Source organism: Gemmatimonadales bacterium (genome assembly GCA_036279355.1).
Classification (GTDB): Bacteria; Gemmatimonadota; Gemmatimonadetes; order Gemmatimonadales; family GWC2-71-9; genus DASQPE01.
The window spans coordinates 1-15,329 of sequence record DASUJH010000016.1 but is presented as its reverse complement, the minus strand read 5'-3'; the positions used below and the strand labels follow the sequence as shown (position 1 = coordinate 15,329).

The following is a 15,329-nucleotide window of genomic DNA, read 5'->3' as shown; positions in this document are numbered from 1 at the left end:
GCCGCACCGGCGGCCACGACGTGCCGTGCGTGCCACCAAAGTGGGCGGCGACGGCGCGTGGTTGCTGTGCGGCAGGTCACCCGCCCCCGCGCCCTCCCCGGGTTATTGTGGCCGATGAGCCTCGGCCGCGTGGTCCGCTACGGCGCGCTCCTGCTGGTGCCGCTCTCGCTCGCCATGAGCCATTTTGGCGCGCCGCCCACGTGGGTATTCGTCGCTTCCGCTGTCGCCATCGTGCCGCTCGCCGACTGGATCCGGCGCGGCACCGAGGCGCTGGCGGCGAGCTTCGGGCCGGCCGCCGGGGGGCTGCTCAACGTCACCTTCGGCAACGCCGCCGAGCTGATCCTGGCGCTTTTCGTCCTGGCCAGCGGCAAGCCCGCGGTGGTGAAGGCGACGATCACCGGATCGATCGTCGGCAACAGCCTGCTCGGGCTCGGGCTCGCCATCGTGGTCGGGAGCTGGGGTCGGGATGTCCAGAGGTTCAAGCGGGAGCGCGCGGGCCTGCTCGCGAGCCTCTTTATCCTGTCGGTGATCGCGCTCCTCGTGCCGGCGCTCTTCGACTACACGGAGCGGAGCCTGCGCGGCGTGCCGAACGCGGGGGCGCTGGACGAGCGCCTGAGTCTCGGGGTCGCGGTGGTGCTCATTCTGGCCTATGGCGCGAATCTCGTGTACACGCTGGTGAGCCGGCGCGATGTCTTTGCGGCCGGGGGCGAGGAGATGGGCAAGCCGGCCTGGTCCGCATGGGCCGCCATCGGGATCCTGGTCGCCGCCACGGCCGCCGTGGCGCTCGAGGCCGCGCTGGTCTCAGGCGCGCTCGAGTCCGCCGCGCAACGCTTCGGGCTCACGCCGTTCTTCGTCGGCGTGATCGTGCTGCCGCTCATCGGTAACGCGGCCGAATTCTTCGCCGCCATCTACTTCGCCCGGCAGAACCGGATGAACCTGGTGATGTCGATCGCGGTGGGGTCGAGCATTCAGATCGCGCTGCTCACGGCACCGGTGCTCGTGCTCGTCTCGTGGGCTCTCGGGGACGCAATGAACCTCGTCTTCGCGAATCCGCTCGAGCTCATCGCGATCGCCGGCGCCGCATTCACCGTGAACGCCATCGCACAGGACGGCGAGACCACGTGGTTCGAGGGCGTACTCCTGCTCGCGGTGTACGCCCTTCTCGGCACCGCGTTCTTCTTCGTCCGCTGAATTCCCTCCGTCCGGTGGACCCGCGCGGGGGCGTGTGGGCGTCCCCGCGCGGCCGGGGCCGGCGAGGGGGCATGAAAGCCCCCGGCGTCAGCCTGCCTCAGTCAGCGTTCGCACATATCAGCCGAAGAGCGTCCCGATGCGGCTGGCGAACGATGTCCCGCTGAAGAGCGTGGCCGCGCCGAGCGCCAGCATTGCGATGGTCGCGAGCAGGAAGGGGTTGATCCCTGCGAGCCCGAGAATGCCGAGCACGATCGCGCCGAGGCCCACGAGCACTTCCGCGCCGCTGGCGGTGACCACCGCGCCATGGGTGGCCGAGGACCCGGGCTCCAGCGAGCGCACCCGCAGGGCGTTGTCGAGCTGCGCGAGCGACCCGCTGGACAGCAGGAGCGCGGCTCCGAGCACGATAGCGGCAATGCTGAGGAGCATCAGATTCCCGATGCCGAGCAACGCCAGGATGCCGAGGACGATGCCCGCGATGCCGCCGAGCACCTCGAGCCCCAGGCCTCCGCTGATTTCGTGCTGCTCCGACGGCCGGAGCGCCACCAGGCGGTTGTACTTGGCCAGCACCGCGCCGCCGCCGACCACCATTGCCACCCCGACCGCGATGGTCGCGATGGAGACGAGCGTGAGCGGCAGGACCCCGAGCAGCGCAAGGATGGCGAGGATGACCGCACCCGCGCCGCAGATCCCCTCGGTGGTGGATCCGCCTTCGATGCTCCTGACGGCCGCGTCAGGGCCGGTCGCCGGGTAAGACATGCCGATGTTGTGTGTCATGGATTCCTCCTGTTGTGATCGAATGACGGCGCCTGGACGAAGTCGCACGACGCGGAGCGCCGCGGCGGCGGGGGTGGGGCGGCATCTGCATGGGGGAACGTTGCCGGGGCCAGGCGGACACGGGCCGGTCTGGGGCCCGCGGCACTGCTCGCTTCCGGGACTCGTCGGCGCCGCCGGCCGCTCCGCCGCGCACGCCATCTCAGCCTGGGTCGTACTGTTACCCGCCCTGCGATCACCACAGCCATCTCCGCGCTTCGTCAGGTGCCAACCCGCACGATAGCGCACCGCGGCAGGGGGGCACAGTGAAGCGGGTCACCGCCAGGCGGTGCGCTACCGCAGCGTATAGAGGTAGGCAGCGATGTCCCTCGCCTGCTGCTCGGTGATGCCCAGATTGGGCATGTCGGTGCCCGGCTCGATGGCCTGTGGCACCTCGAGCCATCGGATGAGGAAGTCCGTCGTGTTGGGCACCTCGCCCGCGATGTACGTGCGCCGGCCGAATTTGAGGAGCGGCGGCCCGACCAGCCCATTGGCGTTGTCCACGCCCGGGATCATGTGACAGGTGCCGCAGCCGTACGCCACGATCTCCTGCTTCCCGCGGTCGGCATCACCGCCGGGAACGGCGGCACGGCCGGATTCCACGGCATCCGCGTTGCCGTTGCCGCACCCGGTGAGCCCGGCCAGCATGCCGGCCAGGCCGAGCGCGCCGGCCACGAACGCGGAGTAGGCCGCGCCCCGCGTGACCGCCCGCACCCTGCCGCCCGAACGCTCTCGGCGCCCACGGCGCATCGCTCCATCGTCCCTCGTGTTCATGCCGTTGGTCTCCCTCCGCCTCATCCGCACGCCGATACCAGAAAGAGCGACAGCCCGTTCATCACAATCCCGTACAGGAACAGCACGCTGAAGAGCACCCCGGAGAACGCCATGAACGGCACGCGGCCCTCCTGCTGCGCCTGCACTGTACTGCCGCGGTGGGCCTGCTCCGCGCCGATCCTCCGCCAGTTGCGCACCGCATACACCGTGATCACGATGGCAAGCGCCAGAAGGATCAGGGTGATGATGAGCGCGGCCGTCCAGGCACCGGGCGCCGGTTGCGACAACGGCATCGAGCGCGGGAAGCAGGCATGGCCGATGATCGCGGTGTCGACCAGCGCCTGGATGGACCAGAGCAGCGGCACGCCCATGAGCGTGATCCAGAGCATCCAGTCGCTGATCGGCTGCCGCGCCGTCGTGTCCGCGTGGGTCATGCGGGCCCCCTATGCCAGCCGGGGCGCGATGTAGAGCGAGGCGAACACGAAGAGCCAGACCACGTCGACGAAGTGCCAGTAGAGGGCCACGTTCGAGACGGCGAGATGGCGCCGGGCCGTGAAGTGCCCCGCCCAGGCGCGCACCTGGACGAAAAGGTTCATCAGGAGCCCCGCGACGACATGGGCGCCATGAAAACCGGTGATGGTGAAGAAGAGCGAGCCGTACACGTCCGACTGCGGCGTGAACATCTTGTTGCCGTACTCGATGCCCTGCAGCACGATGAAGAGCGCGCCGAGCAGGAACGTGATCAGGAGCCCGATGCGGAGCCGCTCCTGATCGCCGCGGGTGATGCCGCGCTCCGCCCAGACCATCGTGCCGCTGCTGATGAGCAGGATGATCGTGTTGGGGAGCGCGATCTTGAGCTCGGGCGAGCCGCTCGGCGGCCAGGTGCCGCGGGCAGCCGAGGCCACGTAGAAGTAGCTGAACAGGAGGTACGCGAAGAAGGTCGCCTCGTTCACGACGAGGAAGACCATTCCCCACCAGCCGAGCGCGTGTCTGCCCCGGCCGTCGCGGGGCAGCTCGGTGGCGATGGCGGCGGTGGTCATGCGGCCGCCTCCTCGCGCATCGCGAGCTCGCGCTCCTCGCGGGTGGGCCAGAGCCAGCCGATCACGCAGACGAGGAGCCCTACGCCGCCGATCACGACGAGCGCCCACACCGGAGCGAGCAATCCGAAGAACAGCACCAGCAGCGAGAACGCCAGCAGGAACGGCCAGTACGAATCGCTCGGCATCTGGAGGACGGCGAGCGGCTCACCGTCGAGCGAGCTGGTGCCCACCGTCTCCCGGCCCTGATCGAGCACCGGGCCACGATCGAGCTGACTCGGCTCCTTCCCCGCCTCTTCCCGCTGCTCGGGCCGCTCCCACATCGGGTACGCGCTCCGCACGGTGGGGATCACCGCAAAGTTGTAGGGCGGCGGTGGTGAAGACGTGGACCACTCGAGCGACGGACCGCGCCATGGATCCGGACCCGCCACGCGGCCGCGCCGGAGGCTCCAGAAGAAATTGATCACGAAGAGCAGCACGCCGACCGCGAAGAGGTACGCGCCGATGCTCGTAATCAGGTTCGCGGTGTCCCAGCCGAGCCCCGAGGGATAGGTGTAGATGCGCCGCGGCATCCCCAGCAGCCCCGAGATATGCATCGGGAAGAAGCCGAGGTTGAAGCCGACGAACATCACCCAGAAGTTCCACTTCCCGAGCCGCTCGCTCAGCATCCGCCCGGTCATTTTGGGCAGCCAGTAGTAGAGGCCACCGACCACCGGGAACACGTTGATCCCGATCAGCACGTAGTGGATGTGGCCCACCACGAAGTAGGTGTCGGTCACCTGCCAGTCGAACGGTACCGCCGCCGTCACGACCCCCGATACGCCGCCGATCACGAACAGGATGATGAACCCCGCCATGAAGAGGAACGCGGTGGTGAACACCGGCCGCCCGGTCCATATCGTGGCGATCCAGGCGAAGACCGCCACCGCGCTCGGGATCGCGATCACCATGCTCGCCGCGCCGAAGAAGCTGAGCGACATCTCGGACAGCCCGGTCGCGAACATGTGGTGCACCCAGACGCCGAAGCCCAGGATGCCGGTGGCCACGGTGGCGAGCGCCACGAAGGTGTAGCCCACGAGCGGCCGGCGGGCGAACGTAGGGATCACGTCGGAGACGATGCCCATCGCCGGCAGCACGACCACGTAGACCCATGGGTGCGCCAGAATCCAGAAGAGGTGCTGCCAGAGGAGCGGCTGCCCGCCGGCCGCGGGGTCGTAGAAGTGCATCCCGAAGCGGCGCTCGAAGAAGAGGTAGATGCACGCGACGGTGAGCGACGAGAGCGAGAAGATGATCGCGACCGAAGCGGTGAGCGTCCCCCACATGATGATCGGCACCCGATTCACCGACATGCCGGGCGCCCGCAATTTGAAGAAGGTGACGATGAAGTTGATCGCCCCCACCGTCGTCGAGACGGCGAGAAAGACGAGCCCGAGCGCGTAGTAGTCCATGTTGAGCCCGGGGTCGTACGGCCGGAGCGAGAACGGCGCGTACGCGAACCAGCCGTCGTTCGGCGCCTGGCCCACGAGGAAACTCGAGTAAAGGAAGATCCCCGACGCGAGAAAGATCCAGTAGCTCAGCGCGTTGAGCCGGGGGACCGCCATGTCGCGCGAGCCGATCAGGAGCGGCCAGAGGTAATTGCTGAAGCCCGAGAGCACCGGCGAGGCATAGAGGAACATCATCGTCACGCCGTGCATCGAGTAGAGCTGGTTGTACACCTCGGGCGAGACGAGCCGCAGGTTCGAGTGGATGAGCTGCGCCCGCATCACCGCCGCCTCGACGCCGCCCAGCACCAGGAAGACGAACGACGTCACCAGGTAGCGCTTGCCGATCGTCTTGTGATCGACCGTCGACAGCATGCCGCCGATGCCCCGGGGCGTCTCCCAGATCCTGGTGAGCCGATCGTCGACCGCGGGGGCGGGAGGAGCGAGGGTGGCCACGGACGCTCCGCTACTTCAGGGTTTCGAGGTAGGCCACGATCGACTGCAGCTCGGCCGGGTGCAGGTACATCGTGGGCATGAGGTTGCCGGGCTTGATCGTCTGCGTGTTGGAGATCCAGCCCGCCAGGTTGCCGCGGGTGTTGGGCAGCGTGCCGGCGGCAATCGTCTGGCGGCTCGCCAGGTGAGTGAGGTCGGGGCCCACCCGGCCGTGGGCCGCCGTGCCCTGGATCGTGTGGCAGAGCGAGCACGCCTGGCCGACGAACGTGCGCTGCCCGAGCGAATCCAGGGAGGTGGTGGGCTCCGCCGCGGGCTGGCGCTGCCCGGCCATCCAGTGATCGAACTCGGCCGGCGGGTCCGCTTCCACCACGAGCTGCATGTGGGCGTGCTGGAGGCCGCAGTACTCCGCGCACTGGCCGTGGAAGCGCCCGGGCGTCGTGGCCTCGAGCCAGGCGACGTTTTGCTGGCCCGGAATCACGTCGGTCTTGCCGGCGAGCTCCGGCACCCAGAAGCTGTGGATCACGTTGTCCGAGGTGAGCTCGACCCGCACCGGCCGCCCGACCGGCACGTGGATCTCGTTCGCGGTGATGATGACGGGCTTCCCATCGGGATCGAGGTACTTCACTTCCCACCACCAACGATGCCCGGTGATGGCGACCGTGAGGCCGGGGCGGACCGGCGGCCGAGCCGTGGCGGAGAGCGTCACCAGCGAGAACACGAAGCTGAACGCCAGCACGATGGCGGGGATGATGATGCCGCCCCACAGAATCCAGCCGAGGCCGCTGCGCGGCTCGGCGAGCTCGATGGTCTCGGTGTCGCGCGGAGGACGGCCGCGGAAGAGCGCCATCAGCACCAGCACGATGATCACCCCCATCACGACGAGCGACATGATGATGAGGTACCAGCCGAGGGGCGCGACCCGATTGGCAATGGTGCCGTGGGTGTCGAAGACCGACGGTGCGGCGGCGCACCCGGTGACCGCGAACGCAGCGGTGCCGATGGCGGCGCTCCGTCCGGCGGCACGGGTCATTGGATCTTCACCTCGTGCGGCACGAGTGGAACCTTGTCGGGCTCCCGCGAGGTCTCGAGCGAACGGATGTAGGAGATGAGCTTCCAGATCTGGTCTTCCGGAATCTTGGGACCCCATGCCGGCATGCCCGCGGGCCGCCCCTCGGTGATCGTGGCGAAGAGCTGGGTGTCGGTGTTGCCGTAGCTCCAGAGACTGTCGCGCAGGCTCGGCCCCATGCCGCCGCCGGCGTGGCCGCCGTGGCAACCGGAACAGTTGTACATGGTGAAGAGACGGCGCCCTTCCGTCAGCACGGTCTTGTCCTGGCCGTAGGGGTTGTGGCGCTCGCCGTAAATCACGTGCGGATGGATGCCGGGCTGCACTCCGCCCGCTACGAGGTGCATGCGGTAGACGTCGGAGCCCGATGAGTCGGCCGCCACCTTCGCGTCCATCAATCCCGTTTCCGCCGCGCCGCTCGGCGGCGGGCCGGTCATCTGCCGGTTCGGCTTCGGCGAGTTGTTGCACGCCGCGCCGGCCAGGGCCAGTGCCGCCATCGCACCCCACGCGAGGGGCTTCCGGGCATCTACTCGCATACCGCCTCCGCAGTCTTCGCCACTTCCGCCCCGTGTGCACACGGCCCCGCGGCGGCGACCCGCGCGGAATCGCCGACGAGCGGCACGTGGTAGCGCCTCAGGATTCGATGGATCTCGCCCCGCCGGTGCGCGAGCGCGCGGTCGACCTGCGCCACGAGCGTCGAGTCGCCGCGGCGGGCGCCCATCGCAATGGCGTACACGAACCGGCCGGCCGGCCCCGCATCGGCACCTTGCACCGGCACCACGCGCAGGCGGTGCCCGCTCCGCGCGCCATCGCGCGCGGCGTAGTAACCCGCGAGCGGGCCCCACGCCACCGCCACGTCGATGTCGCCGCGCGCGACCGCACGAATGAGCACCGACGGTGCGCTCCGCTCGGGGTCGGCGGATGCGGCATCGCCGGGGTCCGCCGCGGCATCTTTCGTGGAGTTGCCGTACATGCTGAAGCCCACCACCTGCGACGCGAGCCCGCGCCGCGCGAGCGCCACGCCGGGCGGGAGGCTGTTGTAGTCGTCGCCGATCACGTGGACGCCGATCCGGAGCCGCCGGAGGGCCGGGTTGTCGAAGGAATTGATGTGATAGCCGCGGTCCGCCCGGTACACGAACACGTAGGTCGAGCGGAAGTACGGCGCGGTGGTGAGCAGGCGCGAGTCGCCGGCCGAGATGCCAGGGACGACATCGCAAGCATGCGCGTTGAGCGTGTGCCGGAGAAAGCCGCGCTGCTCGGGCCACCAGGTGTACGCGACGCTCGCGCCCATGTCGCGCGCGACGAGCGCCACGATCCGGTTCTCGAACCCCTCGAGCCGCCGGTTGGAGAACGGCATGTTGTCGGGATCGGCGCACACGCGGAGCACGCGCGGACCCGCGGGCGGCACGACACGAGCCGCGGCACCCGGCGCGGGCTGATGCTGCGACGGCTCCGCGCCGGCGAGCGCCAGCACCACGAGCGGAACGGCAAACGCGCGCATGCCCATGCCCGGCTCAGGGCAACGCAAAGACGTAGACGGTGCCGCCCGGCGCAGTGTACTGCGGCAGGTCCTGCCCCGCCCCGACGGCACCGAGCGCGGCCGTCGGATCGCTGGGCGAAAGCCCGAGCGCCACCGCCCCGTACCAGCCGCCGACACCCGAGTAGATCGCCACGTATTGCTTGCCGTCCGGGCCCATGAACGTGACCGCATTGCCCACGATGCCCGAGCCGGTTTTGAACTTCCACAGCTCCGTACCGCTCTTCGCGTCGACGGCCTTGAACCAGCCGTCCATGGTGCCGTAGAAGACGAGGTCCGAGCCCGTCACCACCGGCCCGCTCCAGACGGGGAAGCGCTCGGTGATGCCCCAGACCTTCTTGCCCGCGACCGGATCCCAGGCCAGGAACTCGCCCCGGGCGTCCTTGCCCCCGGGGCCGGCGTACATCTGCACCTCGGCGCCCAGATATGGCGTGCCCGCGATGTAGCTCACCTCGGTGCCCTCGTAGTCCATGCAGAGATTCGTGCTCGGCGTGTAGAACAGGTGCGTGCGCGGCGAGAAGGCGGCCGGCTGCTGGTCGCGCGCGCCGGTGGACGAAGGACAGATCGCCTGGGTGTTGATGCCCTGGTGGGTTTCCTTCGAGGCCACCCGCTGCGGTCGTCCGGTCTTGAGGTCGACGCCGGTCGACCAGTTGATGTACTTGAATGGCTGCGCGACCAGCACCTCGCCGGTGGTGCGGTCGAGCGTCGAGCCGAAGCCGTTGCGGTCGAAGTGCACCAGCGCCTTGCGGGGCTTGCCGTCGATCGTCAGGTCGACGGGGATGCTCTCGTTGATTCCGTCGTAATCCCACGAGTCATGCGGGGTGTACTGGTAGGCCCAGCGTGCCTCGCCCGTCGCGGGATCGCGGGCAAAGACGGCCGCGGTCCAGAGATTGTCCCCCGGGCGAAGGTCGGGATTCCATACGCCCGGATTCGCGGTGCCATAGAAGATGAGGTCGGTCTCGGGATCGTAGCTCACCCACCCCCAGACGGTCCCGCCGCCCAGCTTCCAGTCATCGCCGGCCCAGGTCTTGGTGCCGAGGTCCTTCCCCCGGAGATCGGCATAGAACGGCTTGAAGTCGGGGCCGATCTTCACCAGACTGTCCGGCCCCGTGCTGTAGGCGCGCCAGAGGATGTGGCCGTCCTTGAGATCGAGCGCCGTGATCCAGCCATGCACGCCCAGCTCGGCGCCGCTGTTGCCCACGAAGACTCGGCCGTTCACCACGAGCGGCGCCATCGTCATCGTCTCGCCCAGGGCGATGTCACCGAGCTTGGTCTGCCACGCCGTCTTCCCGGTCTTCGCGTCGAGGGCGACGGTCGTGTTGTCGAGCCGGTTGAAGACGATCTTTCCATCCGCGTACGACGCGCCGCGATTGACTACGTCGCAGCAGGCTTCGCCCTGCGCCGCCGTCGCGGTGGGCGGATTGTACGACCACTTGAGCGGACCCGAGGGATCGGTGAGGTCGATGGCGAACACCTTGTTGGGCCACGGCGTCACGATGTACATCGTGTTGTCGACGATGAGCGGCTGGCCCTCGAAGCCGCGCGCGAGTCCCGTCGAAAAGGTCCACGCCACCTTGAGGTTCTTCACGTTGGCGGGCGTGATCTGCGCGAGCGGCGTGTAGCGGGTGCCGGCAAAGTCGCGGCCGGGCAGCGTCCACTCGCCGGCGTTCGGCGCGCCGGGCTGATTCACGGCGGCGGGTCCCTCGCTGCCGTTGGCCGACGCCGCCGCGGCGGCAGTCTCGGTGCGCGGAACGCCGGCCCTGCCGGTTTCGGTGCCGCTGCCCGAGCAAGCGCCCGCAGCCGCGATCAACACCGCGAGCGCGGTTCCCATGGCAGCGCGAGTTGGGGTCATCCTGGGTTCCTTGGTCACGAGCGGGTCCTGGACATGGGTGCGCTACGGCTTTCGCATCGCCGCGACGGCGGGACGCGCCGTGGAGGTGCCCGCCGTCGAGCCGGGCGGAATCATGTTGTCGTGCGACGCGTGGCCACCGGGCCAGGGCTCGCCGTTCACCGTGCTGATCGCCCATACGTAGGCGGCCACCGCCCTGATCTGGTCGTCGGAGAGATCCGACTTGCCGCCGCGCGGCGGCATCCGGATGCCCGAGCGGGTGAGCGCTTCGGGAATGCCGACGCTCACCAGCGAATCGATGGCCCGCGGCTGGATCGGCACGAAGTTGAGCCCGGCGGTGAGCGCCGACCCGGCGTCGGGCAAGCCCTGCGCGTTGGCGCCGTGGCAGGCGAAGCAGTGGCCCGCGCCGTGGAAGACCGAGTCGCCCTCGCGCACGAGGTCGAGGGTGACGCCGGCGGGCAGCTGCGGCAGCGTGGTGGCCTGGCCGGCCTCGATGGTGTGGCCCTTCTGGCCGACGACGGCCGCGGTCGTATCGCCAAAGCCAGTCGAGTCGGCGGTCGGCGCCGAGGACGGCGGCGCAGTTAACCCGCGGGAGTTCTGCGCGGCAAGCGGCGTCGCGAATCCGAGCGCGGCGAACGTGAGCGCGAGCGTGATGAAGGCGAGCGCGCCAGAGAGACGCCGCATCACGTGCCTCGCGCCGCCTGCGCGCTGTCGAGCCGGAAGACGAGCACTTCGTCGCCCCGAGGCGCGTTGATCTGGTAGTTGCCGCCCGCGGCCACGGCGACGTACTGCACGCCGTTCACCGCGTAGGTGATGGGCGGCGCGTTGACGCCGGCGTCCGCCTTGTAGCTCCAGAGCTGCCGCCCGGTGCGCGCGTCGTACGCCAGCACCTGCTGGTCCTTGGTGCCGGTGAACACGACGCCGCCCGCGGTGGCGAGCGCGCCGCCGATCATCGGATCGGCCACGCGACTCTGCCACGCGATCTTGCCGGTGTTGAGGTCCACCGCAGTGAAGAGCCCGTACTGCGGCTCGCCGGTGGCGAAGAACGCGCCGCCCAGCCAGAACGCGGGCGGCAGCAGCGGCTCGTGCTCCAGCTTGTAGTACATCGGCTGGTGCAGGCCGAGCACATACAGGTAGCCGGTCTCGGGGCTGTAGGCGGGCGCGGACCACTCGGAGCCGCCGTTGGCGCCGGGGAGCATGCGGACACCCATGGGTGTGGGGCGCGCGAATATGTTCTGCTGCGGCACGAACGCATCGCTCCGGCGGATCGGCTTGCCGGTGGCGCGGTCGACGACGTAGACCCAGCCGGTCTTCCCGGCTTGCGCTACGGCCTTCACCGTCGCCCCGCTCGCGTCGGTCACGTCCATGAGCACCACGGGACTGATCGCGTCGAGGTCCCAGGCATCGTGCGGCAGCTCCTGGAAATACCACTTGAGCTTGCCGGTCTTGAGATCGACCGCCACGATGGAGCAGGTGTACAGGTTGTCGCCGGGGCGCACGGTGTAGTCGAGGTCGGGCGAGGCGTTGCCCACGGAAAAGATCACGAGCCCCAGGTCGCGATCGACCGCCGGCGCCTGCCACACCGAGCCGCCGCCCGTCTTCCAGGCGTCGGCATAGCGCGCGCTGTCGGCCTTCTCCCGCGCGATGTCGCGGTTCAGGTTGGTGCCGAACGCGTCGGTCTCGGCCCACTTGCCCCACCAGCCGCCTTCGGCCGGGCTCGGAATCGTGTAGAAGCGCCAGACCTGCCGGCCGGTCGCGGCGTCGTACGCCGTCACGAAGCCGCGGATGCCGTACTCGGCGCCGCTCACGCCCACGATCACCTTGCCGTCGGCGGCGACCGGCGCGCCGTCCACGGCGTAGCCGCGGTCGTTCTCGCCCACCACCACGTCCCACTGCTTTCGACCCGTCCGCGCGTCGAGCGCCACGAGGCGGCCGTCGAGCGTGCCCATGTACACCCGCCCGCCGTACACCGCCACCCCGCGGTTCACGGCGCCGCAGCAGTGGATCGTGGTGGAGAGCGTGTCGGCAAACTCCCAGCGCTTCTCGCCGGTGCGCGCGTCGAGGGCCACCACGTGGTTGAGCGGCGTCGAGACGTACATGACGCCGTCCATCACGACGGGGCTCGCCTCGAACGCGTGCGGGATGCCGGTGTGATAACGCCACGCGAGCGTGAGGCCGCCGACGTTGGCGGCGGTGATCTGGCCGAGCGGTGAGTAGCGCTGGTTGGTGTAGTCGCGGCCGTAGGAGGGCCAGCTCTCGGGCTTGCCCATCGCGGCGCGGAGCGCGGCATCGGCGCCCGCGGCGGTCTTATCGCCGGCCGCCGACGCCTTTGCCGCGTTCCCGGTGTCGCCGGCAGCACCCGAGTCGCTTCCGGCAACGGCAACGTCGACGTCTCGATTGGCGTCGCGACGCCCGCAGCCCGCGGCAATCACGAGCGTCGTGACGAGGGAAACCACACCGACTGCGCGAACGCGAGCGATCACGGGTCCACCGATGCGGCGATGCATGGGTTGCCATGAGTACCAGCACCCTGAGTAGCATCGGACCGGCCGGTGGAGCGGTGACGAACGTCACAGCCCCGAATTACCGCCGCCGCGCGCCGGCTCCGCGTCAGGTGATTCCGCGTCGCTCCGATTCGGGCAGCGGCAGCACTACGATTGCGTTCTTCCGGAGCGACGGAACGAGCAGCCGGCCGCGCCTGGTGTCGAGCCCCATCTGCGCCGGCGAGTCGATGCCGGTAGCGAGCGTGTCGACCTTGCCGCCCTCCGCGATCCGGTACACCGCCGATCCCTGCCAGCTCGTGACGAGCATGGCGCCGTCGGCGAGCCGCAGCAGGCCGTCCAGCGTGCCGGTGGGGACCTGTGCCACGCGCGTTGGGCCGCCCGCCGTCGTGTCCGCGCCTGCGGGCGCGGAGTCGGCGGCGGCCGGCGACCGGGTCGAGTCGGCCCCGCGCCGGACGGGCGGCAGTGGGAGCTGATAGATGTCGCTCCCGCCGAACGGCGCCACGAAGAGTTTGCCCGAGCCGCCCACGATGCCGTCCGGGCGCTCAAGGTTCGGCCCTTCAGCGATCGGCGTTCCGCCCTTGGCTTCGAGCCGGAGCACCGCGCCACCCGGTTGCTCGGTCCGGGCCTCGCCCCGGCGCGCCTTGCCTCGCTTGGGGGCGGGCGCCGCCGTTGCCGAGTCGGGGCCGAGGTCGGTGACGTACACGCGGCCATCGGAGCCGATCGCGAGATCGTTGAGGCCGACCCGCCCGGGCATCGGCCGCTCGCCCATCGGCGCGCCGCTCCTGAGGTTGAAGAGCCGCACCGCGTCGACGTCCGCCACGAAAAGCGTGTCGCCGAGATAGATCATCCCCTTGGGCCCATTCAACGTGGCGCCGTTCTTCCCGCCCTCGATCCACTTGAGCGTGAGCACGTGACCATCGGGCGCCAGCTTGCTGATGAAACCATTGCCGTCCGCCGCACTCGCGTCGCCGTTGATGTTGGAGACGAGATACACATCCTCCACCGCGTCGTAGAGCACCGTCTCCGGGCTCGCGAGCCCGATGTCCGCGATCGTCTGCGGGTGCGTCGCCGCCGAATCACCGGGCGCGGCACCCGCGCCGGTTTCGCGCGCACCCCGATCTCCCGCCGGACCGGAGCAGGCCGCCACGACAAGTGCCAATCCCGCCGCGAGCGCACACCGCGCCGTCACCGTTCTCCCCTTCATCATCTCACTCCTCCATTGCTTCATGCTGACGTCCACGCCGGTCGACGCTATCAATTCTGCATCGTCAGCTACGTCCGGCCGCCGCCGGCATGCGGTGAGCGGCGTCACCCGCGGATTCGGCCCGCCCGAGCCATCGAGCCGCCAGCACGTCGGTGGACGAGTGCGCCACGATCGAAAGCGTCACGACCAGCGCCGCCAGCTCGAAGAACCTGAGGCCGCCCGCGGGCGCCGCCGCGACCACGAGCGTCGCGTAGAGCACGGAGGAGAACCCCTTGGGTCCGAACCACGCGGCCACCGCGCGCTCGCGCGCATCGAGCTCACTGCCGATGAGCGCGATCGCGATGGCCACCGGACGCACCGCGACGAGCATGAGCACCGCGAAAACGTACGCCCACACCGATACGCCGAAGAGCCACGACGGCGAAAGCAGCGCGCCGAACACGAAGATGCCGGCGAACTTGAGCAGGTCGGCCGTGCCCTCGATGTAGCCGCGGAACGCATCCGACAGCTCGGGCCGGACCGTGCGCGCGGTGATGCCGGCGGAAAACGCCGCGAGAAACGAATTGGCCCGGGTGAGCCGGGCGACCACGTACACCAGGAGCCCGAAGCCGAATCCCGCCGTGGCCCGGTATTCCGGCTCGATCCCGAAGAGCTTGAACTGCTCCACCCGGTGCATCACCCAGGGCAGCACCACGCCGAGCGCGATGCCGCCGCCAAGCGGGAGAAGGAGGCCGGCCGCATCCGGCCCCTCACCCGGGTGCGGGAGCAGCGCGAGCACCACCGGAAGCGCTAGCCCGTCATTGAACCCGCTCTCTACGTTGAGCAGCCGCCTGAGCGCCGGCGACACGCCCTTCCGCCGCACCAGCCCCGCCGCGAACACCGGATCGGTGGGTGCGAGCACGGCGCCGAGCAGCCAGGCGGTGCGCCACGAGATGCCGAGCAGGCCGTGCGCGATGAGCGCGGCAAAGAGCATGGTGAGCGGGAGCCCCACGAAGAGAGCGCGGCCGGCCGGGTGCCAGTCCGACCGGAGCTCCTTGATGTCGACCCCGAGGCCCTCCGAGAGCAGCGTGCTGAAGAGCGCCAGCTCGGCCACCTGGGCTACGATCGGAAGCCGCGGATCGAGCGCCACCAGCCCGAGTCCGCCGGGCCCTACGAGGTAGCCGACGACGAGCATGACGAGCGCCGTCGAAAGGGCGGTGCGCGATGCCCGGCTCGAGAGCAGCACGGCGCCGAGCAGCGCGAGGGTGAAGACGAGCAGCACGAGCATCGTGCAGAGTGGGGGCGGCCGAGGCTGTGCTGCGGTGATGGGGGGCGCAAGCGGACGGGCGGACGGGCGGCCTGAAGAGATCGCTGTGGGGTCGCGGCGCAGCAATGGGGCGGGGGCTCCGCCGACAAGCACACAGTCGGCTCCGCCCCCGCCCCATTG

General features: G+C 69.7%; 14 protein-coding genes. 1 reads left to right on the top strand and 13 read right to left on the bottom strand.

Annotation, left to right across the window (positions count from 1 at the left end):
* The first annotated feature begins 114 nt into the window (after window positions 1-114).
* Window positions 115-1,191, top strand: a complete 1,077-nt coding sequence (gene cax / locus VFW66_03515) for a calcium/proton exchanger (protein ID HEX5385752.1) — start codon at window positions 115-117, stop codon at window positions 1,189-1,191.
* Window positions 1,192-1,308: 117 nt separating this feature from the next.
* Here cax and VFW66_03510 read toward each other — a convergent pair whose 3' ends face one another.
* The 13 genes from VFW66_03510 to VFW66_03450 form a co-directional block, all read right to left on the bottom strand.
* Window positions 1,309-1,965: a hypothetical protein gene (locus VFW66_03510; protein HEX5385751.1), complete on the bottom strand. Its 657-nt coding sequence runs from the start codon at window positions 1,963-1,965 to the stop codon at window positions 1,309-1,311.
* Window positions 1,966-2,295: 330 nt separating this feature from the next.
* Window positions 2,296-2,775 (bottom strand): c-type cytochrome, encoded by a 480-nt coding sequence (locus tag VFW66_03505; protein HEX5385750.1) that lies wholly within the window; start codon window positions 2,773-2,775, stop codon window positions 2,296-2,298.
* A gap of 20 nt (window positions 2,776-2,795) precedes the next feature.
* Window positions 2,796-3,209, bottom strand: coding sequence for a hypothetical protein (locus VFW66_03500; protein HEX5385749.1), 414 nt, complete (start codon window positions 3,207-3,209; stop codon window positions 2,796-2,798).
* 9 nt (window positions 3,210-3,218) lie between these two features.
* On the bottom strand, window positions 3,219-3,815 hold the full coding sequence (locus VFW66_03495) for a cytochrome c oxidase subunit 3 (GenBank protein HEX5385748.1): 597 nt from the start codon (window positions 3,813-3,815) through the stop codon (window positions 3,219-3,221).
* Complete coding sequence (ctaD, locus tag VFW66_03490) at window positions 3,812-5,749, bottom strand: cytochrome c oxidase subunit I (protein HEX5385747.1); 1,938 nt, start codon at window positions 5,747-5,749, stop codon at window positions 3,812-3,814. The genes VFW66_03495 and ctaD overlap by 4 nt, the downstream gene beginning before the upstream one ends.
* 10 nt (window positions 5,750-5,759) lie before the next feature.
* Entirely contained in the window at window positions 5,760-6,776 is a 1,017-nt protein-coding gene (coxB, locus tag VFW66_03485; protein HEX5385746.1) for a cytochrome c oxidase subunit II, read from the bottom strand.
* Window positions 6,773-7,345 (bottom strand): c-type cytochrome, encoded by a 573-nt coding sequence (locus VFW66_03480; GenBank protein ID HEX5385745.1) that lies wholly within the window; start codon window positions 7,343-7,345, stop codon window positions 6,773-6,775. Before VFW66_03480 ends, coxB begins: the two co-directional genes overlap by 4 nt.
* Window positions 7,336-8,316, bottom strand: a complete 981-nt coding sequence (locus VFW66_03475) for a quinoprotein dehydrogenase-associated putative ABC transporter substrate-binding protein (GenBank protein ID HEX5385744.1) — start codon at window positions 8,314-8,316, stop codon at window positions 7,336-7,338. The genes VFW66_03480 and VFW66_03475 overlap by 10 nt, the downstream gene beginning before the upstream one ends.
* A gap of 7 nt (window positions 8,317-8,323) precedes the next feature.
* The gene (locus tag VFW66_03470; protein HEX5385743.1) at window positions 8,324-10,198 is read right to left on the bottom strand and encodes a methanol/ethanol family PQQ-dependent dehydrogenase; all 1,875 of its coding nucleotides are present in this window, start codon (window positions 10,196-10,198) and stop codon (window positions 8,324-8,326) included.
* Window positions 10,199-10,240: 42 nt separating this feature from the next.
* Window positions 10,241-10,879, bottom strand: a complete 639-nt coding sequence (locus VFW66_03465) for a c-type cytochrome (GenBank protein ID HEX5385742.1) — start codon at window positions 10,877-10,879, stop codon at window positions 10,241-10,243.
* Window positions 10,879-12,678, bottom strand: a complete 1,800-nt coding sequence (locus VFW66_03460) for a PQQ-binding-like beta-propeller repeat protein (GenBank protein HEX5385741.1) — start codon at window positions 12,676-12,678, stop codon at window positions 10,879-10,881. The genes VFW66_03465 and VFW66_03460 overlap by 1 nt, the downstream gene beginning before the upstream one ends.
* A 127-nt stretch (window positions 12,679-12,805) precedes the next feature.
* Window positions 12,806-13,906: a hypothetical protein gene (locus tag VFW66_03455; GenBank protein HEX5385740.1), complete on the bottom strand. Its 1,101-nt coding sequence runs from the start codon at window positions 13,904-13,906 to the stop codon at window positions 12,806-12,808.
* Between the two features lie 61 nt (window positions 13,907-13,967).
* Entirely contained in the window at window positions 13,968-15,170 is a 1,203-nt protein-coding gene (locus tag VFW66_03450; protein HEX5385739.1) for a cation:proton antiporter, read from the bottom strand.
* Between the last annotated feature and the right edge of the window lie 159 nt (window positions 15,171-15,329).

Coding starts and splice junctions, on each gene's coding strand:
- VFW66_03465 (HEX5385742.1), bottom strand. CDS start 10,879: ATGCGGCGTCTCTCTGGCGCGCTCGCCTTCATCACGCTCGCGCTCACG.
- VFW66_03480 (HEX5385745.1), bottom strand. CDS start 7,345: ATGCGAGTAGATGCCCGGAAGCCCCTCGCGTGGGGTGCGATGGCGGCA.
- VFW66_03500 (HEX5385749.1), bottom strand. CDS start 3,209: ATGACCCACGCGGACACGACGGCGCGGCAGCCGATCAGCGACTGGATG.
- VFW66_03450 (HEX5385739.1), bottom strand. CDS start 15,170: ATGCTCGTGCTGCTCGTCTTCACCCTCGCGCTGCTCGGCGCCGTGCTG.
- VFW66_03475 (HEX5385744.1), bottom strand. CDS start 8,316: ATGGGCATGCGCGCGTTTGCCGTTCCGCTCGTGGTGCTGGCGCTCGCC.
- coxB (HEX5385746.1), bottom strand. CDS start 6,776: ATGACCCGTGCCGCCGGACGGAGCGCCGCCATCGGCACCGCTGCGTTC.
- VFW66_03455 (HEX5385740.1), bottom strand. CDS start 13,906: ATGATGAAGGGGAGAACGGTGACGGCGCGGTGTGCGCTCGCGGCGGGA.
- cax (HEX5385752.1), top strand. CDS start 115: ATGAGCCTCGGCCGCGTGGTCCGCTACGGCGCGCTCCTGCTGGTGCCG.
- VFW66_03510 (HEX5385751.1), bottom strand. CDS start 1,965: ATGACACACAACATCGGCATGTCTTACCCGGCGACCGGCCCTGACGCG.
- VFW66_03505 (HEX5385750.1), bottom strand. CDS start 2,775: ATGAACACGAGGGACGATGGAGCGATGCGCCGTGGGCGCCGAGAGCGT.
- VFW66_03495 (HEX5385748.1), bottom strand. CDS start 3,815: ATGACCACCGCCGCCATCGCCACCGAGCTGCCCCGCGACGGCCGGGGC.
- VFW66_03470 (HEX5385743.1), bottom strand. CDS start 10,198: ATGACCCCAACTCGCGCTGCCATGGGAACCGCGCTCGCGGTGTTGATC.